19 protein-coding genes are annotated in these 24,787 nt (G+C 65.2%); 2 read left to right on the forward strand and 17 right to left on the reverse strand.

Going from position 1 to position 24,787, the window contains the following annotated elements:
• Window positions 1–69 precede the first annotated feature (69 nt).
• Window positions 70–2,382, forward strand: coding sequence for a PAS domain-containing sensor histidine kinase (locus HUI96_RS19375; RefSeq protein WP_188256317.1), 2,313 nt, complete (start codon window positions 70–72; stop codon window positions 2,380–2,382).
• Between the two features lie 290 nt (window positions 2,383–2,672).
• Here the strand turns inward: HUI96_RS19375 and HUI96_RS19380 are convergent, their stop codons facing one another.
• The 4 genes from HUI96_RS19380 to HUI96_RS19395 form a co-directional block, all read right to left on the reverse strand.
• Entirely contained in the window at window positions 2,673–5,636 is a 2,964-nt protein-coding gene (locus tag HUI96_RS19380; protein WP_188256318.1) for a bifunctional [glutamine synthetase] adenylyltransferase/[glutamine synthetase]-adenylyl-L-tyrosine phosphorylase, read from the reverse strand.
• Window positions 5,637–7,064: a sensor histidine kinase gene (locus HUI96_RS19385; protein WP_188256319.1), complete on the reverse strand. Its 1,428-nt coding sequence runs from the start codon at window positions 7,062–7,064 to the stop codon at window positions 5,637–5,639.
• Window positions 7,065–7,067: 3 nt separating this feature from the next.
• Entirely contained in the window at window positions 7,068–7,742 is a 675-nt protein-coding gene (locus HUI96_RS19390; protein ID WP_188256320.1) for a response regulator transcription factor, read from the reverse strand.
• Between the two features lie 175 nt (window positions 7,743–7,917).
• On the reverse strand, window positions 7,918–9,450 hold the full coding sequence (locus tag HUI96_RS19395) for a DegQ family serine endoprotease (RefSeq protein ID WP_425299240.1): 1,533 nt from the start codon (window positions 9,448–9,450) through the stop codon (window positions 7,918–7,920).
• 207 nt (window positions 9,451–9,657) lie between these two features.
• On the opposite strand from HUI96_RS19395, the gene HUI96_RS19400 reads away from it, so the two are divergent.
• Complete coding sequence (locus tag HUI96_RS19400) at window positions 9,658–10,812, forward strand: adenylate/guanylate cyclase domain-containing protein (RefSeq protein WP_188256322.1); 1,155 nt, start codon at window positions 9,658–9,660, stop codon at window positions 10,810–10,812.
• 32 nt (window positions 10,813–10,844) lie between these two features.
• Here HUI96_RS19400 and HUI96_RS19405 read toward each other — a convergent pair whose 3' ends face one another.
• The 13 genes from HUI96_RS19405 to HUI96_RS30085 all read right to left on the reverse strand — a co-directional run bounded on the left by HUI96_RS19405 (window position 10,845) and on the right by HUI96_RS30085 (window position 24,778).
• The gene (locus tag HUI96_RS19405; protein ID WP_188256323.1) at window positions 10,845–11,309 is read right to left on the reverse strand and encodes a cytochrome c-type biogenesis protein; all 465 of its coding nucleotides are present in this window, start codon (window positions 11,307–11,309) and stop codon (window positions 10,845–10,847) included.
• The gene (locus HUI96_RS19410; RefSeq protein ID WP_188256371.1) at window positions 11,306–13,285 is read right to left on the reverse strand and encodes a heme lyase CcmF/NrfE family subunit; all 1,980 of its coding nucleotides are present in this window, start codon (window positions 13,283–13,285) and stop codon (window positions 11,306–11,308) included. Before HUI96_RS19410 ends, HUI96_RS19405 begins: the two co-directional genes overlap by 4 nt.
• A gap of 4 nt (window positions 13,286–13,289) precedes the next feature.
• Window positions 13,290–13,742 (reverse strand): cytochrome c maturation protein CcmE, encoded by a 453-nt coding sequence (gene ccmE, locus HUI96_RS19415; protein ID WP_188256324.1) that lies wholly within the window; start codon window positions 13,740–13,742, stop codon window positions 13,290–13,292.
• Window positions 13,743–13,772: 30 nt separating this feature from the next.
• A complete protein-coding gene (ccmI, locus tag HUI96_RS19420; RefSeq protein ID WP_188256325.1) occupies window positions 13,773–14,912 on the reverse strand; it encodes a c-type cytochrome biogenesis protein CcmI in 1,140 nt (379 codons plus the stop codon).
• Between the two features lie 79 nt (window positions 14,913–14,991).
• Complete coding sequence (locus HUI96_RS19425) at window positions 14,992–15,408, reverse strand: hypothetical protein (RefSeq protein WP_188256326.1); 417 nt, start codon at window positions 15,406–15,408, stop codon at window positions 14,992–14,994.
• A 100-nt stretch (window positions 15,409–15,508) separates the two neighbouring features.
• Window positions 15,509–16,924 carry an ATP-binding protein gene (locus HUI96_RS19430; RefSeq protein ID WP_337918476.1) on the reverse strand — a complete coding sequence of 472 codons (1,416 nt, stop codon included), beginning with the start codon at window positions 16,922–16,924 and terminating at the stop codon, window positions 15,509–15,511.
• Window positions 16,921–17,586 carry a response regulator transcription factor gene (locus HUI96_RS19435; protein ID WP_188256327.1) on the reverse strand — a complete coding sequence of 222 codons (666 nt, stop codon included), beginning with the start codon at window positions 17,584–17,586 and terminating at the stop codon, window positions 16,921–16,923. The genes HUI96_RS19430 and HUI96_RS19435 overlap by 4 nt, the downstream gene beginning before the upstream one ends.
• A 62-nt stretch (window positions 17,587–17,648) precedes the next feature.
• Window positions 17,649–17,936, reverse strand: coding sequence for a hypothetical protein (locus tag HUI96_RS19440; protein WP_425299241.1), 288 nt, complete (start codon window positions 17,934–17,936; stop codon window positions 17,649–17,651).
• Window positions 17,937–18,019: 83 nt separating this feature from the next.
• Window positions 18,020–18,226 carry a hypothetical protein gene (locus HUI96_RS19445; protein ID WP_188256329.1) on the reverse strand — a complete coding sequence of 69 codons (207 nt, stop codon included), beginning with the start codon at window positions 18,224–18,226 and terminating at the stop codon, window positions 18,020–18,022.
• A gap of 98 nt (window positions 18,227–18,324) precedes the next feature.
• Window positions 18,325–22,218, reverse strand: coding sequence for a baseplate multidomain protein megatron (locus tag HUI96_RS19450; RefSeq protein WP_188256330.1), 3,894 nt, complete (start codon window positions 22,216–22,218; stop codon window positions 18,325–18,327).
• A 12-nt stretch (window positions 22,219–22,230) separates the two neighbouring features.
• Window positions 22,231–22,656, reverse strand: coding sequence for an NlpC/P60 family protein (locus HUI96_RS19455; RefSeq protein WP_188256331.1), 426 nt, complete (start codon window positions 22,654–22,656; stop codon window positions 22,231–22,233).
• A gap of 20 nt (window positions 22,657–22,676) precedes the next feature.
• Window positions 22,677–23,567, reverse strand: coding sequence for a baseplate hub protein (locus HUI96_RS19460; RefSeq protein ID WP_188256332.1), 891 nt, complete (start codon window positions 23,565–23,567; stop codon window positions 22,677–22,679).
• On the reverse strand, window positions 23,564–24,778 hold the full coding sequence (locus HUI96_RS30085) for a phage distal tail protein, Rcc01695 family (protein ID WP_337918477.1): 1,215 nt from the start codon (window positions 24,776–24,778) through the stop codon (window positions 23,564–23,566). The genes HUI96_RS19460 and HUI96_RS30085 overlap by 4 nt, the downstream gene beginning before the upstream one ends.
• Window positions 24,779–24,787: the final 9 nt, after the last annotated feature.

A 24,787-nucleotide genomic window follows, 5' to 3' on the forward strand; every position in this document is an offset into this window, starting at 1 on the left:
TTTAGGACAGATTCGGACGTGCGGCGTTTCCGGATCTCCTTTGAAAACTGGTTGCGAGGAGCCAGCTATATGGCGTGGACGGACGCGTGGAGCGCGGCCGGCGGGACGGTTTTTGCGCGAAAGAGATCGGGGCGCTCCAGCGGCGGAAGCGTCTTCGCAGAACCGACCTATCGGCGGCTGCTTTCGGCCGAACCCCTGCTCAAGCGGTCGATCCCACTCCTGATCGTCCTTTTCCTCATCCTGATTGCGGGTGTGCGCACCCTCGCCCTGCTCGCCCAGCACGACGAGATCGACCGTAACGCGCGTACCATCCTTGCGCTCGCCGCCGCGCAACTCTTAAGCGACGTTACGCCCATGCAAGGCGCGGAAGAAGCGCAGGCGGCCATCACCCAAACGGCGCAACGCGCATTGCTGGGCTCTCACCACGTGCTTGCGGTGACCGACGACCGATTCGGCGTGGTCGCCTCCTCGGCGTCGCCCTGGCTGGCCAGCCGCCTCGACACCATCGTTTCGGGCGGCCAGCCGCTGTTCATGTTCGGCTCGCGCGCCGGCGTCATGGAAGTCACGATCGACGGCGAGCCGTGGTACGCATCCGTCGAGCTTGCGTCCGACCGCAGCATCGCCTCGGCGGCGCTGGTGCCGGTCGAGTCGGTCTTTGCGGATTGGATCAAGGCGGTGTCCCTCAACATCATCGTGTTCGCCTTGACTGGCAGCGTGCTCCTCCTCGTGCTCTTCGCCTATTTCCGGCAGACCGGACGCGCCCACACGGCAGACCGCATCTATCGCGACGCGCACCAGCGCATCGATCTCGCGCTGATCCGCGGTCGCTGCGGCCTGTGGGACTGGGACATGGTGCGCGGCAAGATGTACTGGTCGCGCTCGATGTACGAGATGCTGGGCTATCAGCCGTGCGAGGCGATGCTCTCCTTCGGCGAAGTCTCCTCCATCATCCATCGCGACGACGGCGACCTCTTCAAGCTGGCCGAGCAGATCGTAGCGCGTGAGATCGACAACATCGACCTGGTCTTCCGCATGCGCCATGCCGACGGACACTGGGTCTGGGTGCGGGCGCGCGCCCAGGTGGTCGATCCGGATGCGGCCGACATCCAACTCATCGGCATCGCCGTGGACATCACCGAGCAGCGGCACCTCGCCGCCCGTTCCGAGGCTGCGGACCTGCGCCTGCGCACCGCAATCGAAAGCGTCAACGAGTCTTTCGTGCTGTGGGACGCGGCCGGCAGGCTGGTCATGTGCAACACGAAATACCTGCAGGACAACGGACTGTCGGAACGGGATACCGTTCCGGGAATCCAGCGCGAGGATCTCGAGGAGCGGATGACGGCCTTCGCCTCGGAACGACGCCTGGCCAATCCGAACGGGCCGCGCGGCGGCGCCACATATGAGCGGCAACTCGCCGACGGGCGCTGGCTGCAGGTGAACGAGTTGAAGACGCGCGACGGCGGCACCGTGTCGATTGGCACCGACATCACGCTCATCAAGCAGCACCAGGACAAGCTCATGGAGGGCGAGCGGCGGCTGATGGCCAACTTGCACGACCTCAGCCAGGCACGCCGCAACGAGGAGGAGCGCACCCGCGAACTCGTCGACCTCAACCGCAAGTACATTCGCGAGAAGGAGCGCGCCGAGGCCGCCAACCGCGCCAAATCCGAGTTCCTCGCCAACATGTCGCATGAGTTGCGCACGCCGCTCAATGCCATCATCGGCTTTTCCGAACTCATGGGATCGAAACTGTTCGGACCGCTCGGCTCGCCGCGCTACGAGGAATATGCGAACGACATCCACAGCAGCGGCAAGCACCTGCTGGGCGTCATCAACGACATCCTCGACATGTCGAAGATCGAGGCCGGCCAGTTCTCGATGGAGCGCGAGGAGATCGATCTCAATCCGCTGGTGAGCGAGACGGTGCGGGTGATCTCGCTTCAGGCGGCGCAGAAATCGATCACTGTGGAGACGAGGATCGCCGAGGCGATGACGCTGATCGCCGACCGCCGCGCCATCAAGCAGATCGTCATCAACCTGCTCTCCAACGCGGTAAAGTTCACCGGCCAGCGCGGACGGATCCTCGTGCGGGTACGCAAGGTGGCAGGCACCATGATGCTGACGATCAAGGACAATGGCTGCGGCATCCCGACGGAGGCGCTGAAGAAACTCGGGCGCCCGTTCGAGCAGGTTCAGAACCAGTTCTCGAAGAACCATACTGGTTCGGGGCTGGGGCTCGCCATCTCGCGATCCCTGGCGGAACTGCATGGCGGCGCTCTGAAGATCCGCTCCAGGGAAGGCGTCGGCACGATTGTCTGCGTACGCATTCCATCCGGCAAGTTGCCGGCGGCCGTCAGGATGATGCAGGAGGCGGCGGAGTAGGACAAAAGTCTCCTCACCGCCTCACCCGTCTAGGCCCGGCACCTCTCGCGATCGCCGGCTTGGGCGAATACATCCTTGAGGTCATCCCAACAGCATCCCATGCAAATCTTCTCGTAAGCCTTTGGCTTCGCCACCGCAGAATCATGGATTCCCGACCTCGTGAGCGAGCGAGCGGAGAGTGTCGGGAATCCATGCCTCGAACTCGGAACCGCAAAGCCGAGGTAGAAACAAGCGTCGACCGACATGCGTACGAGGCGAAATACACGGCCGGAGGCTGGCGCCGAGGCCCCTTACCCAGCCCCCAGCAGCCTCTCGAAGTGGCTTCGCACCCGCTGCAACGTTTCGGTCACGTGTGCTTCCAGCACGCCGATATCCGGCAGATCGGTCGCCTGCAGCAGCAGATCTACAAGGCCGGGCGGGATGTCCTGGCGATCGAGCGGACCGGTCAGGCAGAGGCGGATCATCTGCGTCAGCGACATGAAGAGTCCGATCGCCTCGCAGAGTTCCTGCTTCGTCTGCTCGTCGGCGAAACCGGGCGAGAGGCGGGACAGGATCTCCGCCGTGCCGGTCGCCCGCCGGTCTCCCGCGACGATCTGGCCGGTGATGACGGCGCACTGAACGATGAACTCGAGGTCGATCAGCCCGCCCGGGATCAGCTTGAGGTCCCATATGTCGCGTGGCGGCTTCTCCTCCTCGATCAGCCCCCGCATCTCTACCGCTTCCTTGTACACCTTGCCGGGTTCCCGCGGCAAAGCGAGGATCGCGGCGACCTCCGCATCGACCTCCGAGCAAAGAGCCGCATCGCCGGCGACGGGCCGGGCACGAGCGAGGGCCATGTGCTCCCAGGTCCATGCGTCGGTGCGCTGATATTTTCGGAACGCCTCGATATGCGTCGCTACCGGACCCTTGTTGCCGGAGGGGCGCAGCCTGAGGTCTAGGTCATAGAGCACCCCCTCCCCCGTCTGCGCCGACACGGCGGCGATCAGCCTCTGCGTGAGGCGGGTGAAATAGTGGGCCGGCGCCAGCGGCTTCGCGCCGTCGGAGAACTCGGCATCCGGTTCGTGATCATAGAGCAGGATCAGGTCGACATCCGATCCTGCGGTCAACTCGCGGCTGCCGAGCTTGCCCATTCCGAGGATCGCGACCCGGCTCCCGGATATCTTGCCGTGGTGCACGGCAAATTCCTCGATCACGGCTTCGAGGGCAGCGCCGATGGTGAGGTCCGCAAGGTCGGAGAACGCTTTCCCGGCCCGGGTCGCGTCTATGGCGCCGGCGAGCAGGCGCACGCCGATCAGGAATTTCTGCTCGGCGGCGAAGATGCGCAGCCGGTCCAGCACCTCCTCATAGTCACCCATGCCCTGCAGGAAGGTGGCGAGGCGGTCGGACAGGTATTGGCGGTTCGGCAATTCGGCGAGAAGCGCCGGGTCGAGCAGACCGTCGAAGACGTGCGGCCGGCGCGTGATGATCGCCGCCAGAGCCGGCGCGGCGCTGAGTATGTTGGCGAGCAACTGCAGCAGCGCCGGGTTGGATTGGAGCAGCGAGAAAAGCTGGATGCCGGCCGGCAGGCCTGCCAGAAACGCGTCGAAGCGCAAAAGCGCCTCGTCGGCCCGCCGTGTCTCGCCAAAAGTCTGCAGCAGCGCCGGCGTCAGTTCCGTCAGCCGCTCGCGCGCTTCGGCCGACCGCGTGGCGCGGTAGCGGCCGAAATGCCAGGCCCGGATGACGCGGCAGATGTCGCTCGGCCGCTGGAAGCCGAGGCTCTCGAGGGTCTTCAGCGTGTCAGGATCGTCCACGTCGCCGGTGAAGACAAGGTTCCCGATCCCGGCGGACAGATCAGGCGCTGTCTCGAACAGCGCCGCATAGTGCTTTTCGACCTCCTGGAGGGCAGCTGAAAAGCTTTTCGAGAATTCTTCCGCGCTGTGAAAGCCGAGCAGGCGCGCGATGCGCTCGATCCCCTCGTCGTCCTCGGGCAGCGTATGGCTCTGCTCGTCGGCGATCATCTGGATCGCGTGCTCGACGCGGCGCAGGAACCAATATTGCCGCGTCAGCGCCTCGCAAGCCTCGGCCGTGATCCAGCGATGGCCGGCAAGCTCCGCCAGCATCGGCACCGTCTCTCGTCCGCGCAGTTCGGGAAACCGGCCCCCGGCGATCAACTGCTGCGTCTGGACGAAGAACTCGATCTCGCGGATCCCGCCGCGGCCAAGCTTGACGTTGTGGCCTCGGACGGCAATCTCGCCGTGCCCCTTGTGAGCATGGATCTGGCGCTTGATCGAATGGACGTCGGCTATCGCAGCGAAATCCATGTATTTGCGCCAGACATAGGGTCGCAGTTCCTTCAGGAAGGCACCGCCGGCGGCGATGTCGCCCGCGATCGGCCGCGCCTTGATCATAGCGGCACGCTCCCAGTTCTGGCCACGCGCCTCGTAATAGATGAGCGCTGCCTCGACAGGGATCGCGAGCGGCGTGGAGCCCGGGTCGGGACGCAGCCTGAGGTCGGTGCGGAAGACGTAGCCCGCCTCGGTGCGGTCCTGCAGGATACGCACCAGCCGCTTGGTCAGGCGGGAGAACAGGTCGGCGGCGTCATAGGGATGGAGGACGGCCGGAGCCTCCGGATCGAAGAACACGACCAGATCGATGTCCGAGGAGAAGTTCAACTCGCAGGCACCATGCTTGCCCATTGCGAGCACGACCCAGCCCGAGCCCTCGCCCGGCCTGTCCGTATCCGGGAGGCGAAGCTTGCCGCTGGCATGGGCGTCGCGCAGCAGGAAGTCGATCGCAGCGTTCACGCAGGCATCGGCCAACACGCTCAGGCGTCGGACCGAAAGTTCCGGCCCGGCGATGCCGGCGAGATCGTCAAGGGCGATGAGGAAATGCGCCTCCAGCTTCAGGCGACGCAGTTCCGTCATCAATGATTTTTCGTTGATGGCTTCGGCGTAGGGCAGTGCGTGAATTTGGTTAGCTATGTCAGTCAGCCGGGCATCTATGCCGGTATCGAAAAGCTGCTCGATAATCTCAGGGCGGCGGCGCGCGCAGTCGCGCATGAAGGTGGACAGGTCGAAAACAGCCGCGAGGAATTCGGCCTCCGCGCCGCGATGGGTCAGCAGCGAGGCAAGACGCAGCAATTTCCGCTCCTTTGCCACTGCCGCGAGTTCGCGGGTCGTCTCCCTGGCCGCGTTCTCGTCCATGGGTCTGAGCGCCTTGGGCGACTGCGGAAACAGCCGCGACTTTCCGATCGACCGCGCCGGCGTACCCGCCATCTACTTGGTGTCCTTGTCCGGAAAACTCATGACGACGGATAGTCCCGGATCAAGCGGCTCCAGATCAAGCCGCCCGGCGTGGAATTTCATCACCGCCTTGGCAAGGCTGAGGCCCAAGCCCGAACCGGGCTGGGAACGGCTCTGTTCCAGGCGGACGAACCGCTCGGTCGCACGTCCGCGGTCGTGTTCGTCCGGAATGCCTGGTCCATTGTCGCTGACGCGCAGGATCGCCTTCCCGTTCTTTCGCTCCAGCGACACGGTGACCTTGGGGGCGTCCCCGGCGGCCGAATATTTGATGGCGTTGTCGACGATGTTGGAGGCGGCTTGGGCAATGAGCTCGCGATTGCCGTACAACTCGAGCGCCGGGGCTATGTCGACCTCGAGGGCAACCCCCATCTCTTCGGCGACCGGCTCGTAGAGTTCGACCACGCCCCGCACGAGTTCGCTGAGATCGACGAGCCCGGCCGGCTCGGCGGAATAGCCTGCTTCAAGGCGCGAGATCATCAGGATGGCGTTGAACGTGCGGATCAGTTGGTCCGACTCCGCGATGGTCTGTTCCAGCGCCTCGCGGTACTTCTGCGGATCGTCCCGCTCGCCAAGCGCCGCTTCCGCGCGGTTGCGCAGCCGGGTGAGAGGCGTCTTGAGGTCGTGGGCGATATTGGCGGAGACCTGGCGCAGGCCTTCGTTCAGTTCGGCGATGCGCGCCAGCATGGTATTGAGATTCTCCGAGAGCCGGTCGAACTCATCGCCGGCGCCGCTGACGGGAAGCCGCCCGTTCAAGTCGCCGCCCATGATGCGGCGACTTGCCTCGGACACCCGGTCGATATGCTTCAGGGCGCGGCGGCCGACGAAGAACCAGATGAGCAGACCGCCCGCAGCCATGATTCCGAGCGCACCGATCAAGGCGTTGCGCACGACGAGGCGGAACCGCTCCGGCTCTCCGAGATCGCGCCCGACGAGCACAATCATCCGATTTGGCAGGCGCAGCACCAAGGCCATGGCGGCGTGGCGCGTCGGGGTTCCGGCCCGGGCGTCCTGCGAGTACTCGGTCTGGCTGGTGTCCCCGTAGCGCTGGTAGGTGAATGGCTGGTCGGTCCAGCCTTCCGTGTCCAGCACGCCAGGTTCGAGGGCCTGGACGTTTCCCGACAGGATGCGGCCGTTGGGATCGGTGATCAGATAAAGGTTTGCGCTCGGCTGCCCCGCGCGCCGCTCGATGACACGCACCAGCAGCGGCAGCCCGCCGCGCTGATAGGCATTCGCCAGTCCGACGACTTCCTCATTGATCGTTTCGCGGGTCTGCGAGGCGAGCATGCGCCACGACAGACCGGTCATATAGACGACCAAAAAAATCGCGCAGACACCGAAAAGAAGCGTGTACAGCGCCGAGAGGCGCGCGGCCGTGGTCCTGAAGCCCGGCGGAAGCCGCATTCGTCAGGTGGCCCTCAGCATGTAGCCGGCGCCGCGGATCGTGTGCAGGATCGGGCTGTCGAAGCCCTTCTCGATCTTCGACCGAAGCCGCGACACGTGCACGTCGATGACATTGGTCTGTGGGTCGAAGTGGTAATCCCAGACGTTCTCGAGCAGCATGGTGCGCGTTACGACCTGCCCGGCATGGCGCATCAGATATTCCAGGAGTTTGAACTCGCGCGGCTGCAGGACGATCTCGCGGGAAGCTCGGCGCACCGTGTGCGAGAGCCGGTCGAGTTCAAGGTCGCCGACCTTATAGACGGTCTCCACATCCTTCGAGTTGGCACGCCGGCAGAGGACTTCTATGCGTGCCAAAAGCTCCGTGAAGGCGTATGGCTTGGTCAGGTAGTCGTCGCCCCCGGCGCGAAGCCCGGTGACGCGATCGTCCACCTCTCCCAAGGCCGACAGTATGAGCACCGGGGTGGTGTCGCCGTGGGCCCGCAGCCCGGCGATGACCGAAAGGCCGTCCCGGCGCGGCAGCATGCGATCGACCACCATCACGTCGTAGTCGCCATTGTCGGCAAGCGCAAAGCCGGTGTCGCCGTCTCCCGCCAGGTGCACGGTGTGCCCGGCTTCGCTGAGCGCCTTCTGCAAATAGTCCGCGGCCTCGCGATCGTCTTCGATGACCAGAATCTTCATCCGGCGATCATACGCGATTTCACGAAATTCTGCCGGCAAGATGCTCATGGGGGAAATCCAGGGTTGCGGCAGCAGGCTGTGGGCCGCCTGCTGCCGCGAACCGGTCCGGTAGGACTGGAAACGGCCGGACCGGGAAAGCGGCGGTCCATCCCGAGATGGACCGCTGGAGGATGCGTCAGCTCCGCGCGATCGGGAGAGCCACGAAGCGGCTGCCGTTGTCGCGGGTGATCTGCATCAGGACGGCCTTGCGACCGGACTTCTCCGCGTCGGCCAGGGCCGAGGTGATGTCCTGCGCCCCATTCACCTCGCGGGAGTTCACCGAGGTGATGATATCGCCCGGCTGGATGCCACGATCGGCGGCATCGCTCTGAGGATCGACGTCGGTCACGACCAGACCCTTACCGTCATCGGCCGGGGCAACCGTGAGGCCGAGATCCGCCAGCGAGGAGGGCTCAGCCTTCTGTTGCTGGTTGCGGTCGGTCGAAGCCTGCTGCTGGGTCTCCGGCAGTTCGCCAAGCGTCATCTGGACGTTCTGCGACTTGCCGTCGCGCCAGAGAGTGACTTCGACGGTTTCTCCCGGATTGATCGAGCCGATCATGCGGGCGAGTTCGCGCGGGCCGTTCACCAGCTTGCCGTTGACGGCAGTAATCACGTCACCGGACTTGATGCCGGCCTTTACCGCCGGACCATTCGCCTGCGGTTCGGAGACGATCGCACCCTTGGCTTCGGACAGGCCGAGCGAGTCGGCAATATCCTTCGTGACCGGCTGAATCTGCACGCCGATCCAGCCCCTCTTAACGGAGCCGGTATCCATCAGGTCCTTCACCACCTCCTTGGCGGTGCTTGCGGGGATGGCAAAGGCGATGCCGACGCTGCCGCCGGAAGGCGAGAAGATAGCCGTGTTGATGCCGACCACTTCACCCTTCAGGTCGAAGGCGGGACCACCGGAGTTGCCGCGGTTCACCGCGGCGTCGATCTGAATGAAATCGTCATAGGGACCGGCGCCGATGTCGCGGCCGCGGGCCGAAACGATGCCCGCCGTGACGGTGCCGCCAAGGCCGAACGGATTGCCGACAGCCACAACCCAGTCGCCGACGCGGACCTGATTGTCCTCCGCGAAATTGACGTAGGTGAACTTGCGATCGGCGTCGACCTTCAGCACGGCAAGATCAGTACGTGCGTCCTTGCCGATCAGCCTGGCGTTGAGCTCGTCGCCGTTGTCCATGACGACCGTGTACTCGCTGCCGCCATCAACCACATGGTTGTTGGTGACGAGGTAGCCGTCCTCGGAGATGAAGAAGCCGGATCCCTGCGCGGTCGGACGCGGAAGAGCGCGCTCACGGCCGCCACGGCGCTGCTGCCACTGACCGCCATCTTGATCGCCGCGGAACTCGCGGAAGAAGCGCTTCAGCGGATGGTCATCCGGAAGGTCGTCGAAGCCCTGACCGCCGAACAGCTGCGTGCCCATATCGGACGTGGTCCTGACATTGGACTTGACCTGAACGCTGACGACCGCCGGAGACACCTGGGAAACGACGTCGGCAAAGCTCGGTACCTGCGGGGCTTCGACCTTGACGGCCTGGGCCAGAACAGGCGCGGTACCTGTAGTGACGGCGCCGACGCCAATTGCACCGGCTATAGCGATGGACGCCGCGGCGGCCATGAGCCGGGAGCGAGTCCACGAAACGGGTTTGTTCGATGTGCTCATGTTCATCCTATCCTCTTCAAAGACGGACCCTTCCGGGACGAAAACCGATGCAGGAGAGATAGGAGCACGCACATTACAGCGCCATTTCTGACGCGTGAAAGTTTGTTAATGTTGGAAGGCGTGTGAATATAACGCGCCCGAACCTGCCGGTTGGCATCGACGTTTGGGCTGCCCGGCAGTGTATGGGCGTCCGGAAGGAGCGGATCCATGCGCAAGATCAGTGACCCCGACCTTGCATCAGAACTGATGAACTGGCTGATCGGGCCAGCGCGCAAGGATTGCACTCCGGAACAGGTCGTCGCAGGCTTGGCAGAGCGGCTGATGAAGGCGGGCATGCGGCTGTGGCGAATCCGAATCTCGCAGCGCGTATCCAATCCGCTGATCGGCGCCTGGGGCGTGATGTGGACGCGTGACGGCGGGGCGGAGGGTTACACGGTGCCTCGTCGCGTGCTTGCCACCTCTTCCTACCTTGGGAGCCCCTTCGAACGGGTGATGCTGACGCGGAGCTTCTTTCGGCGTTCGCTGGAAAACCTTTCCGCGGACGGGGATCACGCCGTCCTGTTCGAACTTGCCGAGACCGGGAGCACCGATTACGTCGCCCTGCCGCTGGAATATGGCGACGGGTCCATCCAGGTGGCAGCCTTCACGACCGATCGGCCGGGCGGCTTCGAAGCCGACGAAGTCGCGCTACTGGAATGCCTCACATCGGCAATCGCGGCGGCGCTCGAACCGGCAGCAATGCGTTATTCGATGCGCAGCCTTCTCGAGGTCTATCTCGGCAATGGGCCCGCAGAGCGCGTGGTCGGCGGCGCGTTCCACCGGGGAGACGTGAGCGAGGTGGACGCAGCGGTGCTGATCGCCGACCTCCGCGATTTCACCGGACTATCGGAGCGAACCTCACCTCCCGAACTGCTCGAGGGGCTCGGCAGCTATTTCGAGGTCGTGGTCGACGCCGCACGCGAAGAAGGAGGGGACATCCTGAAATTCATCGGCGACGGTGTTCTTGCGGTCTTCCAGTGCAAGGGGGGAGACATCTGCGGAGCCTGCCTGAAGGCCGTCGAGGCGACGAAACGGGCCCTGGCGAATGAAGCCAATTCGCCCGCGCCCTTCGTGGTGGCGCTCCATTTCGGACCTGTCGTATACGGCAACATCGGCAGCCCGGACCGCCTCGATTTCACTGTGGTGGGATCGACGGTGAACCATGCGAGCCGGCTGGAAGGAATGGCGAAGCTACTCGGCCGCCGCGCGGTCTGCTCGCCAGAGGTAGCCAACGCGCTGCCCGCGGGTGCGACCGAGGACCTCGGCGTGCACATGCTGAAAGGCTTTGAGCAGCCGCAGCGGGTTTTCGGGCTGAACCTTTAGTCCTGAGAGGCTGATATAAAGGGGTCGGCCCGTCAGCCGCGCTCCCCGTCCAGTATCTTGGCGATCCTGGCCTGCTCCTCATCGGAAAGCCTCTCTGCACCGCGCCGACGTGCGCGCACAGTGAAGACCGCAAGCAGCGCGCCGCCGATTAGCAGAACCACCGGCGCGCCCCAGAGCAGCGCGTTGCGAGCACTGAGGCGCGGCTTCAGGAGCACGAACTCGCCATAGCGGGAGACGATGAAATCGAGCACCTGCTCGTCGGTGTCACCCGCGATCAGGCGCTCGCGCACGAGCACGCGTAGATCCTTTGCGAGGTCGGCGTCGGAATCGTCGATCGACTGGTTCTGGCAGACCATGCAGCGCAGTTCCGCCGAGAGCGTTCGCGCCCTTGATTCCAGAACGGGATCGGCCAGAACCTCGTCCGGCTGCACCGCGAAGGCGGGACCGGCGGCAATGACACTCAGCAGAATTGCGGTAATGAGGGCGAGGTTTCTCATTGCGATGCTGCCGCGACAGCGGTCCTGGCTTTTCGCGATGGCGCGCCGACCCGCAGGCGGCGATCCGTCAGCGAAACGGCGGCGCCGATCATCATGACAAGTCCGCCCAGCCAGATCAGCGTGACCAGAGGCTTCCACCAGACTCGTACGACCATGCCCCCGTTGGACGTCGCATCGCCGAGCGAGACATAGAGCTGGCTGAGGCCGAGCGTCAGGATACCGGCTTCGGTGGTCGGCATCTGGCGCGCCGTGTAAAGCCGCTTGGCCGAGCTGATTTCGCCCAGTGTCCGGCCGTCCTTGGCGAAGACGAACTGCGCTCGGGTCTCCGTGTAGTTCGGCCCGCGCACCGGCGCGACGCCTTCGAAGCGCAGCGAGCGGCCGTCGATATCAGCCACGTCGCCCGGCTTCATGACGGTGATGTGCTCGCTCTGGAAGGCCAGCGTAGCGGCGATGCCCAGCGTGGTGAGACCGACGCCCATATGCGCCAGCGCCGTGCCAAAGACGGAACGCGGCAGGCCTGCCAGACGGCGCATCGAGACGCCGAGCGGGGCGGTTCCGAGGGCTGACTTCTGGGCGAGATCGGTGAGCGCACCCAGCACCATCCAGGCGGCAAGCCCCACCCCGAGTGCAGCGAAGACCGTCACCCGGTCAACGACGAGCCAAGTGACGAGCATGGCGAGCAGAGCGCCGCCGAAAGCCGCCATGAGCCGCTGGGCGGCTGCGTAGACGTCTCCCCGCTTCCAGGCGAGCAGCGGCCCGAAGGGGATGAGCACGAGCAGCGGCAGCATCAATGGGCCGAAGGTGAGATTGAAGAAGGGCGCGCCGACGGAGATCTTGTCGCCGGTCACCGCCTCCAGCACCAGCGGATAGAGCGTGCCGACGAGCACGGTCGCGGTGGCCGTCGTCAGGAACAGGTTGTTGAGGACCAGGGCGCCTTCGCGCGAGATCGGATGGAAGATGCCGCCGGCGGTCAGGCTGCCGGCCCGCCAGGCAAAGAGCGACAGCGATCCGCCGATGAAGACCACCAGGATCGCCAGGATGAAGACGCCGCGCGTCGGGTCGGTGGCGAACGCATGCACGGAGGTCAGCACGCCGGAGCGGACGAGGAAGGTGCCGAGCAAGGAGAGCGAGAACGTCAGGATGGCGAGCAGCACGGTCCAGATCTTCAGGGCCGAGCGCTTCTCCATGACGATCGCCGAATGCAGAAGCGCGGTGCCCGCCAACCAGGGCATGAAGGAGGCGTTCTCCACCGGGTCCCAGAACCAGAACCCGCCCCAGCCGAGCTCGTAATAAGCCCAGTAGGAGCCCATCGCGATGCCGCCGGTCAGGAACATCCAGGCGGCAAGCGTCCAGGGCCGTACCCATCGCGCCCAGGCCGCGTCGACGCGTCCGTCAATCAGCGCCGCGACCGCGAAGGAGAAGCAGACCGAGAAGCCGACATAGCCGAGATAGAGCAACGGCGGATGGATCGCGAGACCGATGTCCTGCAGGATCGGGTTGAGGTCGCGCCCCTCGAACGGCGCCGGATCAAGGCGTGCGAAGGGATTGGATGTAGTCAGGATGAACATCAGGAATGCCGCGCCGATCCAGCCCTGGACGGCAAGCACGTTCGCCCGCAGCGTCGCCGGCAGATTGCGGCCGAAGGCTGCGACCAGAGCGCCGAAAAAGGTGAGGATCAGCACCCACAGGAGCATGGAGCCTTCGTGATTGCCCCATGTGCCGGTCACCTTGTAGAGCATCGGCTTCAGCGAATGGGAGTTCTCCCAGACATTGGCGACCGAGAAGTCGGACTGAATGTAAGTTGCCGTCAGCGCCGCGAACGCGATGCCGACGAGCGCGAATCCGGCCAGGGCGACCGGGCCGCCCACCGCCATCAGCCGCATCTCGCCGATGCGTGCGCCGGCGAGCGGCACAACGGATTGCACCAACGCCAGCGCAAAGGCGAGTACGAGAGCGAAGTGGCCGGCTTCGACTATCATGTCACGACCCCGACTTCGCCGGCTGGTCCTGCCACACGCCCTTTTCCTTCAGGCTGTCGGCGACTTCCTTCGGCATGTAGTTCTCGTCATGCTTGGCAAGCACCGTGTCGGCGGCGAACACGCCGTCGGGCCGCATCGTCCCTTCGGTGATCACACCCTGCCCCTCCCGGAACAGGTCCGGAAGGATGCCGACATAAGTGACCGGAACGGATTTTTCGCTGTCGGTCACCGAGAAAGAAACCTGCGTTCCCTCCCCGCGCTTTACCGTGCCCGCCTCGACGAGGCCGCCCAGCCTGATGCGCTGTCCCGGCTGCAGCGTCGTCGCCTGCAGTTCGGTTGGCATGTAGAAGAAAGAGGCCTTCTGCCCTAGCGCATAGAAGGTGAGCCCTGTCGCGGCGCCGAGGAAGGCCAACCCTGCTGCGATGACGGACAGTCTTTTCTGCTTGCGTGTCATTTGCCGTTCAACCCGCCCGCTCGCGCCTGTTCATTGCGCCAAAGCCAAACCCAGAGAGGCAGCGAGCGACAGCAGCCGCTTCCCGTCCTCGCTGCTGCCGTCCAATGCCTGCAGGCCCCTTCCGAGCGCGTCCTTGGCCTCGTCTGTTCTGCCGAGCGCTGCGTAGGAACGCACGAGGCGAATCCAGCCCTCCGGGTCCTGCGGATTCTGCCTCAGCTTCGCATCGAGGCCTTCCACCATGGAGTTTATCATGGCGGCGCGATCGGTGTCCGACATCGCCGCGGCCGCATCGATCTGGTCCTGCGTCGGTCCTGGCTGAGCTTCACCCCTCGCCACCGCGATGCGTCGCTCCGCTTCGGCGATCGCGTCCCGCGCGGCGCCACGCCAGGGGCTCTCGGCCGGCAGGTCCTGAAGCATCTTGCGCCAGGCGGTCGCCGCGTCCTCGAGCTTCCCCTCCTGGGCATCCGCGGTCGCCAGATAGAACCGTGCCTTGGGATCCTTCGTGTCGAGTTCGGCGGCCTTCGCAAAAGCCGCGCGTGCCTCCGCCGTCACGATCCCCCCGGCCGCACCGGCGATTGCCTCGCCGAGACCGCTGAGGCGCGCGGGCGTCTCTCCCTCCAGCCGAATCGAGCTGCGATATGCTGCGACCGAATCGGCGAAGCGCCCGGTGCGCAGATAGACAGGTGCGAGCACGTCCCACCCCCGACCGTCTTCCGGGTTTGACGCGAGATGGGATTCGGCGCGTGCGACCAATTCCTCGATCGAGCTCTTCGCAGGATCGGCTCCGAGCCGGGCGCTAAGCGGCTGCGCAGGCAAAGCGGGGGAGCCGATCGCAGCATAGAGCCCCCAACTCACGAGCGGCACTGCGAGAACCGCTCCGGTGGCAATGACGGGCACCAGAGACCGCTTCCGTAACGCCTCTTTCGTCCCATCGTCTCGCGATGCGATCTTCAGGATGCGCCGTCCGATCTCGGCACGGGCCTCCTCGGCCTCGGCTGCGCCGATCAACCCACGCGCGGCATCACGCTCCAGTTCCTTCAACTGGTCCTTGTAGACTTCGATATCATGATCGCGTTCGCCCACGGCGCGACGCCGCGGGCTCGCCAGGGGAACGATCACCGCCAGGCTTGCAGCCAGCGTCAGCAGCGCGGCAATGATCCAGAACAGCATGAGCCTTCCATTACCCGCCCCAGCGGAATGTGCCAATTCGCCAACGCTGCGGCTGATTGACCGTCGGCCGGGGCACTCCTCAACTCAGCGTTGCCCAGCTTCCGTCCACGTTCCGGCATGCCGTGCCGCGGGCGGTCCGGGTGGTGCCGTTAATCACTACGCGGTGCGTGTACTGCCGGCAATCCTGCGACCCTACCCTATATGGTTGTGCCGCAACAACATCGCCAGAGCGGCCCGCACGGTCGCCGCTCCAGGTAACTGCCTGGCCACTCGGCGTGTATTCAAGTGCGCGATACTCTGCTTCGAGCGCCTTCTTCCGGTCGCCAGAGCCGAACCCCTCGCCCAGCGAGCCGGTGATGAGGCCGCCCACCATTCTGGCGTTTCCGCCGGTCGGCCTAGGCGTGGCGGGACTCGAGTCCCCGGTCTTGGTCCCGGACATGGTCGTGCAGCCGGACACGGCCACCAGACCGGCAAGAAGCATCGTACGAAACTTCATATCCACCACCGATGGAAGCCGCGTGCCGAGCACCGGACGCCGCAATAGGATTGTTGTTTGGCCGAAATCGGGCCCGCCTACCGCCCCTGCTCCGGCTCATCTACTGAACACTGCGTAGCAAGACAACTGCCTTCAGGCCGCCCAGCGAGGAGCGGCCCAGTTCCAGCGTGCCGCCATACTCCCTTACCAGGTCGGAAACGATCGCGAGCCCCAGGCCAGTCCCCGGCTTGGTCTCGTCCAGCCGCTTTCCGCGCTGCAGCGCCTCGCGCGCCTTCTCGTCGGGGATACCGGGACCGTCATCTTCGATCGCGATCGCGAACATCGGATGAGCATCGCGAGCGGCAGGCGCAACCACAACCGAAACCCGCCCCCTCGCCCACTTTATGGCGTTTTCCAGGAGATTGCCGACGATCTCTTCCAGATCCTCGCCTTCGCCGGCGAAGACCACTTCGGCTGCGGGCGGAGCATAGGTGAGGTCGATCCCGCTGTTCAGCTTGGACATGACGCGCACCATCCGCTCCAGCAGCGGGCGCAACGGCGTCCGATAGACGACACTGTCGCGCTGCGCCGCTATCCGGGCGCGCTGCAGATAGTGTTCCAACTGGCTCTGCATAGCGGTCGCCTGTTCGGCGATGATCCGGCCCCTTTCATCCCCCATCGACCTTGCCTCGTTTAGGAGGACTGCGAGCGGCGTCTTGAGCGAGTGCGCAAGGTTGCCGACCTGCGTGCGCGACCGCTCCACGATCCGGCGATTGTTCTCGATCAGCGCGTTGGTTTCGTTGGCCAGCGGTGCGATCTCGCTCGGAAAACTTCCGCCGAGGCGCTGGGCCGTGCCCTCGCGCACCTTTGCAAGCGCTTCGCGGACCCGCGCGAGCGGCCGCAGTCCCAGCAGGATGACCGCCGCGTTGATGACGATGGTGCCGAGGCCGAACAGAGAGAGATAGGTGAAGAGCTGCCACTGGAAATTGGCGATCTCGGCCTCGAGTTCGCTGCGGTTTCCCATTACCCGGAACCGCGCCACCCGATTGAGGGTGTCGAGCACGAACTCGTTCTCGATGACCTCGAGGTCCTCGCCGGCGATGCCCCGGGTCCGGTAGGTGCGTTGGAAGCTCACGTCGAACGGCACCTCGGCCGTCGTCGGCGAGGGTATGGGCCCCATCATCGACAGGGATCTCAATTCACCCGTGAGCCCTCGCGAAAGCGGCTCGACCGACCAGTACCAGCCCGATTGCGGCTCGGAGAACCGCAAGTCGCCGAGGTCGGGAGACCCGGTCAGCGATCCGTTCGCGGAAACACCGACAGAGCCGATGAGATTGAAGAGATGCGCCGACAGAAGGCTTTCGAAGCCGCGCTCGCTGGTCTGGCGGTAGAGCGCAACGATCACGCTGAAGATGATGATCAGGGTGACGATCACCCAGATCGTGGATAGAGCGACTACCCGGGCCGCCAGGGAGCGGGGCGTGAGCTTCGGAAGCCAGCGTCCCCAAAAATGCTCCGTGCCCGAGATGCTTGTCACGCCTCCGGCTCTCGGATGCGATAGCCGAGTCCGCGCACGGTCTCGATCATGTCGATGCCCATCTTCTTGCGAAGCCGGCCGACAAATACCTCGATCGTGTTGGAATCCCGGTCGAAATCCTGGTCATAGAGATGCTCGACCAGTTCGGTGCGCGACACGACCTGGCCCATGTGATGCATCAGGTAGGCGAGCAGCCGAAATTCGTGCGAGGTGAGCTTCAGGGGCGTGCCGTTTATGTCGGCCCTCGACGCTTTGGTGTCCAGCCTGAGCGGCCCGCAGATCAGTTCCGACGAGGCGTGTCCTGCGGCCCGCCGTATCAGCGCGCGGACCCGGGCAAGGACCTCCTCGATGTGGAACGGCTTGGTAACGTAGTCGTCCGCGCCCGCATCGATACCGGCGACCTTGTCGCTCCAACGGTCGCGCGCGGTCAGGATCAGCACCGGCATCTTGCGTCCGTCACGACGCCAGCGTTCGACCACGCTGATCCCGTCCATCTGAGGGAGCCCGACATCGAGCACGACCGCGTCATAGGGCTCGGTGTCGCCGAGGAAATGCCCCTCTTCGCCATCCCAGGCCTTGTCGACGGCATAACCCGCGTCGCTCAAGGCTTGGGTCAGTTGCCGATTGAGATCCTTGTCATCCTCGACGACGAGTATTCGCATGGAATCATCCGATGAAAGGATCTCAACCTACCCGACTATTCGGCAGGAGGAAGGCGAAGTAGTCATTCCAGCGGCACGACCACTTCGCGCCGGCGGGGGCGCTGGCCGTCCTTGCCGGGCACCAGTACGACAATGACGCATACGGCACGCCCACCCTGCTTGGATTGGCTGGCGCGCGCCAGCGTGCCGCCGTTCTGCGCAGCAACCTGCTGTCCGACCGCATAGCAGTCGGAGCGCACGAGAAGCGTCGCCTCTTCGAAGCTGGGTTTTGCCAGGCCCGGCATCGCGGCCTCTGCCTGCGGCACCAGGAAGGACACCGCGAGCAGCGCCGCGAAGAACGATCGGAGCATGTCGGAACACCGTTTCATGAGAGCGTTATTGCCCAACCGGTCTGAACGCCGAATGAATGGTTTTGCTCGATTTCGTTCTGCCCTCAACCTATGCGCGACTTCGCGACCAGTCGCCCGATCAACGCCACGATGCCCGCAATCGCCGTTGCCGCCTGCAGCAGGGCGTCGGCCATCTCCGACTCGTGGAAACCGTCGAGTGGAACGCCGAACAAGCCGCAGAGCGCCATCAGGACGGTGACAATCGCTGCCCAGACCGTGCGGGACGAATACCATGGTTTGACGCTGGTCATGTCTAGTCCTTTCAGAGGGTGGAGGGGGGTTGGAAAGCGGATTCACTTGGTCAGGAAGGCACTCAGCGGGGGGGCCGGTGCAGACCAACTTTCTCCGGTCAGAGCTCGAACCGTCGTATCGCGGGAAGCCCCCAACCCGCTGCCAGGCTGAGTTGGCGTATCGTCACCTCCAACGCAGCCGGAACTCCGCCGAAGTCGGCGACCAGCCCGGGCCCGGTGTAGACATAGCTCGGGCTGCCTACCGTCGCTGACCGCAGGACGTTGCCGCCTACCGCCGAGATATCGATCCGGTATTCCTCCCGCTCCTCGCCGAGCGGGATTTCAGCCGCTGCCCAGTCGTCCGCGTCGACACGGCTGCGCCGCACCCAGGACAGAATCAGGTCGCCGCCCGCCTGCTTGCGGCATCTGAGGTGCACGGGGGATAGCGGCAGCCTGGCTCGAACCCCGCCGACCGCCGGCTGGCGAACAAAAGTTTTATCGGAAACGACGGTACCCGACGGCCCAGCCTTCCAGTTGAGGGCCAGTCCGATCTCGCCGGGCAACAGCCCCGCCGGCCGCACGTCGGCGTCGAGAATGACGAACGGGGCGCCGATGGCCGCGCCCAGCGCCATCGCGTCGCCTGTTCCGAGTTGGCCCCGAAGCAGGCCTTGCAACTGCCAGGTGCCCGGCTCCATCTCCTCGGCCGACCGGAACTGCAGCACCTCCCATGCGCCGCCATTGGACCGTAACGCCGCGGCGTTCGCGCCATTGCAGAGTTGCAGCCTGCTGACGCTTTCCACCGCCGCGTCATAGAGCGCGACCACAAGAGAGGCGGAGCGGTCCACCCTGCCTTCGAAGCCGCCTGGCGGAAGTGCTTCGGCCAGTTCGCCGATACGCGCTGCACGGTCAATCATGGCACGCAGGGTAAAGCCGGTCGTCTCCGGCGAGGCGAGCACCGCCTGCCGCTTCCACGGCTTCTGCCAGGCCGCGACCCGGAACTGCTCCTCGGCTGCTGCTTTGCCCGTCATGGTCGGCAGGTCAAGGAACAGGACATGCGGCGTTCCGGCGTGGATCGGTTGCACTGCCGGCGGATCGTACAGCACAGGCACCGAGGCCGAGGGCGCGGTGCGATCGATGCGCCGAGCCTTCAGCCGCCGCACCAGCCCGTCCTCGACATCGGTGACGAGGAACTCCGATCCGCCCGCTTCGGGCAGCGTGATCACCGCCCCAGGCTCCAGGCCCGGCTTATAGCTCGCCACCGCAAACGAGACGGACTCCCGTTCCGCCCATACGCGCTGGTGCCAATCGGCAATGAAAGCCGTCCCCTGCTCGCGCTCGAGCACGCCGGGAAAGCTCAGCGTCCGCTGCAGCCTGCCAGCAGCATCTGCGCGGACGCTGCGCACCGCGCCGGTCTGAAATCCGATCAGATGATCGCGGAAGACCAGCACGACTTCCGCAGGCAGGTCATGATCGGGGGTGCGGACCCTCTCTATGGTCGCGCCGCGATCGTCTACGACCATCTCCTCGATCTCGACCGGCTCGATCGAGCGCGCCCTCGCCGAGCGGAAGATCAGTCCTTCCGCCGTCTCGCAGACCGCGAGGCCATAGAGGCCAACAAGCGGCTCCAGGGCAGCGCGTGCCGAGCCCGGCTCATCGACGACGTAGCCCTGCAGCGTGCCGTCTGCTTCCGCCACATCCGCGCGCGGCAGCCCATGGTCGGCGAGGATTGCGTTGGTCAGCGAACCCAGGTCGGGGGCTTCCAGCCGGCCATTCAGCCAATGGCCGAGGCGCCAGTTCTCACCGTCGGACCAGGTATTGCTCTGGAGCGGGAAGGCGGGAAAGGGACGCGCATCCCAGCACCATACATAGGTCCGCTCATGCTCCACCATGCGCCCGCCATAGACGGGCGAGACCGGATTTTCCGCAGGGTCAAAGGTAGGACTAGCCGGATCCCAATGTGCCGCATGCGCCTCCAGGAATCGCCTTGGCGCGAGATCGTTTCGCCCGCCGCTGGAGAAGTAGGGCGTGAAGCTTTCGCTCGACTTCGGATCGACGAAGACGTTGGGCTGGTTAGGCCCCTTGTCGACCGCCGGGCAGCCGAGTTCGGTGAACCAGATCGGCTTTCCACCGGGCACCCACTCCGTCGGCGGAGCAAGCTCGACGCCACTTACGCGGTTGAAATGCTGGTTCGACCACCAGCCGGCGAGATCCTTGTACCGAAAGATCCAGTGCTTGCCGTAGGCGCCGTCCGTGATCGGCGAACGCAGCCGCGCCTGCCGATCCGCGAAGCTGGCATAGTACCAGTCGAACCCCTCGCCCGAATTGATCGCGTTGCGCAGCGCTCCCGGATCATAGGGACCGCTCGCACCATCCGGATTGCCGCCGTGGTAATCGGCGTCGCGCCAGTCGGACAGCGGCATGTAATTGTCGATGCCGACGGCGCTTATCGACGAACGTGCCCAGAGCGGATCGAGATGAAAGAACACGTCTCCCGATCCGTCTGTCGGCTGATGCCCGAAATACTCCGACCAGTCGGCGCCATACGAGACGGCTGTTTTCGCGCCAAGCAGGTCCTTCACTTGGTCGGCCAGTTCGCAGAGCACCTCAACGAAGGGAAAGGCGTTCGTCTCGTCCCGCAGAGTGGAGACGCCGCGCATCTCGGATCCGATAAGGAACGTATCCACTCCGCCGGCGGCCTGCGCCAGATACGCATAGTGGAGAACCAGCCGCCGGAAGCCCCAGTCAGCCGCCGGGCCTGAAAACACCACTGTCGAGGCACCGGCTGAAAAGTCGCCGGGCGCCGCCGAGCCGCAGAAGGCCTCCACCTGGGAGCGCGCGGCCGCAGTTTTGTCTGCGCTTGCAAGCCGGCTCGGACCGGGAAAGCAGGTGATTCGCCCGCGCCAGGGGTAGGGCGCTTGTGCATCGCCGCCGTAGGGGTCAGGCAGACTGTTGCCCGGCGCGATATCCATCATCAGGAACGGGTAGAGCGTCACCTTGAGACCACGCGAGCGGATCTCGGCGATCGCTGCCATGACCGAGTCGTCGGACGGCGTGCCGCCGTAGGCAGGGCCGCCGCCATAGCTCGACACTACCGGCGCATCGGCGCGGGTCACGCCGGAGACTCGCCACGGCCTGGAGTAGCCGTCTGCATGCGTGGTGACGCCTGGTCGGATCCTGCAGTGGCCGGCCCGCAGGTCGTCCCCGAACCAGGTCACCACCAGCGCAACGTCTTCGAGGTTGGGGCACTCGGCCTGGAGTTCGGCCAGCGAGGCGACGAGATCGGTTCCCGCGAACAGCACATGCCGGTTCTCGGGCACAGTCTCGCCAGGACGCAGCTTCTTGGTTACGAGGCGCGGGTCGAGGCCATACTCGATGGCTCCGGGGATCAGCACCACGCGCCGGATCTTTTCACGTAATCCGCTGACCGGCCGCAGCACCTCGAACTGCAACTGCGGAATACGGTTGCCATATTCGCTCAGCGGCAGCCGTTCGAAGACGACATAGGCGAGGCCGCGATAGGCGGGAGCATTGCCGGCGCCCTGCTTGGCCTCGATCATCGGGTCCGGCTGCTGATCCGCCGTGCCTTTGTGCACGCGCATCTCGACGCCCGTAAGGTCCAGTTCGCGGCCGTCCGCCCATACCCGCCGCACGCCGGCGATCTCGCCCTCGCAAAGCGCGAAGGCGACATTGCCGTAATACTCGTACTCGGTCACCTTGGGGCCAAACTTGCCCTGGCGGCGCGTCGTCCGGTCCTCCTCGAAACGGGTCGCCCAGATCATGATCCCGCCGAGGCGGGCGGTGCCGTAAAGACGCGGAATCGGCGATCCCTCCTCGGCATCGAAGAGACGCGCCCCGGTCAGCCGCGGTCCTTCGATCCGGCGCGTGCTGTCGATCAGCGCCCGGTCGATCGCGTAGCCTGCGAGCGCGCCGACCGCGGAGCCGACAATGCCTCCGACAGCACCCAGCGCGCCGCCGAGATAGGCGCCGGCAGCCTGCAGAAGAATGGTGGCCATGATGATCCGTTTTCAGGGGCTGTCCGGAAAGGCGAAGACGCCCGCGATGCGCCGCCTCCATTGCGGGACCAGCGCGCTCTCCACTACCGCAGTGCCTTCATAGGCATGGACGAAGCGATCCGGCGCACTCAGGATTGCGGCGTGTTTCGCCGGCAGTTCCTTTCGCCAGCGGAAAAGCAACAGATCTCCGGGCGCAGCTTGGGCAGGAGACTTTTCCCGGAACCATCGCCTCGCCGCTTCCAGCAAGCGGTCCTCGCCGCCTGCTTCCGCCCAATCGGCCGAGTACGAGCCCGGCTCCTCGGGCGCAATGCCGTAGACTGCCGTCCAGACCCCGATGACCAGGCCCAGGCAGTCGCACCCGACCCCTTTCCGCCTGCCCTGATGCCGATACGGCGTACCGATCCAGGTAAGCACCTCGGCGACAACGGCTGCTGCCATGTTTTCGCGTTGGGCATCCCTCATGGCACGAGCGGCGCGCCATCGAAGATGCCGCCGTCCACCACATGACCGTAGGCGGCATCGTTGCCGGGCAGGTGCGGAAAGCCCTGGAAGTTGAGCGGGTTGTTGAACTTTGCCTTGCAGGTCGCGAAAGCCTTGTCACAGCCTGCGCGGATGACGAAACGGTCGCCGGCCTCAGGTGAAGGCCCATCCGCCAGGCGCAGCGAGAGTTCCACGCTCTCCGCGACCTTTGCGTGCACCTCCACGAAGGAGCGTGCACCGGCGAGCGAACCGCTCGTCCACTCGACCCGTCCCAGCGAGAACCATCCCGGCCGGAATCCGCCCAGGCCCGAGACACTCAGGATCTCCGGCGTGGTCACGGACAGAACGGCGCCGGGCGCCGAGAAGCCGGGCTGGTCGAGGTCGAACCGACAGCGCGCATCCCCGAGTTCGGCATCGCATAGCCGCGTCACCACCCGGCCATTGACCTGGTCGAGTTGGTGCATCCGGCTCTTCAGCTCGGCAACGAAGGCGCCATCCCGCCGCGTGATGGTTCCGATCGTGGCTACGCGAAGCCGCGCGAACTGCTGCGGGTCGGCCCAGTTGACCAGCAAGGTCTCGACCGTCGCATCGTCGTACCGGCCCGCCTGGATGTCCGCCTCGTCGATCTCGTCCGACGAAAGCGCTCCCTCGAGATCGACCGTGTCCACCGCAAGCCCAAGCGTGTCCCGCGCCTCGGTCGCGCTGAACCCGGTCAGCGGCTGGAAGCTCGTGCCGTCCACCGTGAGAGGGCGGTCATGGTCAGTAAACCCCTTGGTCACGCCGTCGCGCCGCATCAGCCACCAGCAGTGGCAAACAGTCGTCGCACCGCCCTCGAGATGTTCGGCGAGTGCCTCTGGATAGACGCTCACAGCTGTACCTCAATTAGCGGAATGGACGGGATCGAGCCGGCCTTGAAGGCGCTGATGCCGACCTCCAGCCGCTCCGTGTCGAAGCGTACAGGAACGTCGAACTCGAAGCCGGCGGTCACTTCCTGGCCGGCCGAAGGGATTGAACCGGGCGTGAAGACAATCTCGCCGGTGGCGACGTCGAAGCCGTAGTCGCCGGGCGACGCCGCGACCACCCCGGCGACCGCGACCTGCAGGCTGGAAAGCACCGGCTTTCGGATCGGCCGTACATAGGTCGTCGCGCCAGTGCCGTAGCGCTTTACCAGGGCGAATCGAGCACGCGTCCCGTTGCCCGTACCAAGCGATTGATCCGTGGGTGACGGAGCAAGATCCGCCCGGCACGACTTCATGTCGAACGGGTCGCGGAACCGGAAAGCATGGAGCGATCCGCGCCGCGCCTCGAAGAAATCGACGATCTCGTAGAGATCGGCGAGGGACCGCACTCCTGTCCCCGCGTCATAGCGGTGGCGGGAATGCGCGAAGCGGGCGTTGCGCTTCTCGCGCCCGGAAGTCAGCGCTACGATCTCGTTCCGCCTCTCCGGACCGCCTGTCGCGCCGAACGAAACAGCGGTGGGGAAGCGCACATCGTGGAAGCCGGTGAGTTCGGTCATGGCCACCTCAGTGAGGGTCCTTGCGCCGCGCGAAACCGCCCGCGCCAACATGCCGGTCACCTGCGCCTCGGACTTGCGGAACGAGGCTGCGTCCTGCGTCGTCACGTTGAAGACGATGTTGACCGGAGGAGAGCTTGCGGGGGCGCTCACGCCCAGCCGTCCATCCGAACCGCGCCGGAGCGGCAGGACGGCCTCGGCCCCGGCCTCGCCCATCAATCCAAGCCGGTTTCCCATCGGGAAATAGGTCGGCGAAGACACGACTCCGCCAGCCGCGAAGGGCACGACCCCTGCCCCTGCCCGCCCGAACGCTGCGCCCGTGACATTGGACAGCATCGATCCGAGCAGCCCCTGCAGCGGCTGCAGGCCCTGGTTCAGGGCCGTGCCCGCAAGGCTGACTGCGATCCGACGCAGCACCGAGTCGACCTCCTTACCGTCGACGGCAATGCTGCGCAGCGCGCCGCCCAGTTGCGAGCCGAAGCTGGCTGACAGCCGCTGCAGATTGTCCAGCGCGGTCAGGAACGGCTCCGTGTCGGCCTCGATCGAGACCTCGACCTTCTCAGCCATGGATTTTCC

It is taken from the genome of Pseudaminobacter soli (ex Zhang et al. 2022), from assembly GCF_014595955.1.
Classification (GTDB): Bacteria; Pseudomonadota; Alphaproteobacteria; order Rhizobiales; family Rhizobiaceae; genus Kumtagia; species Kumtagia pseudosoli.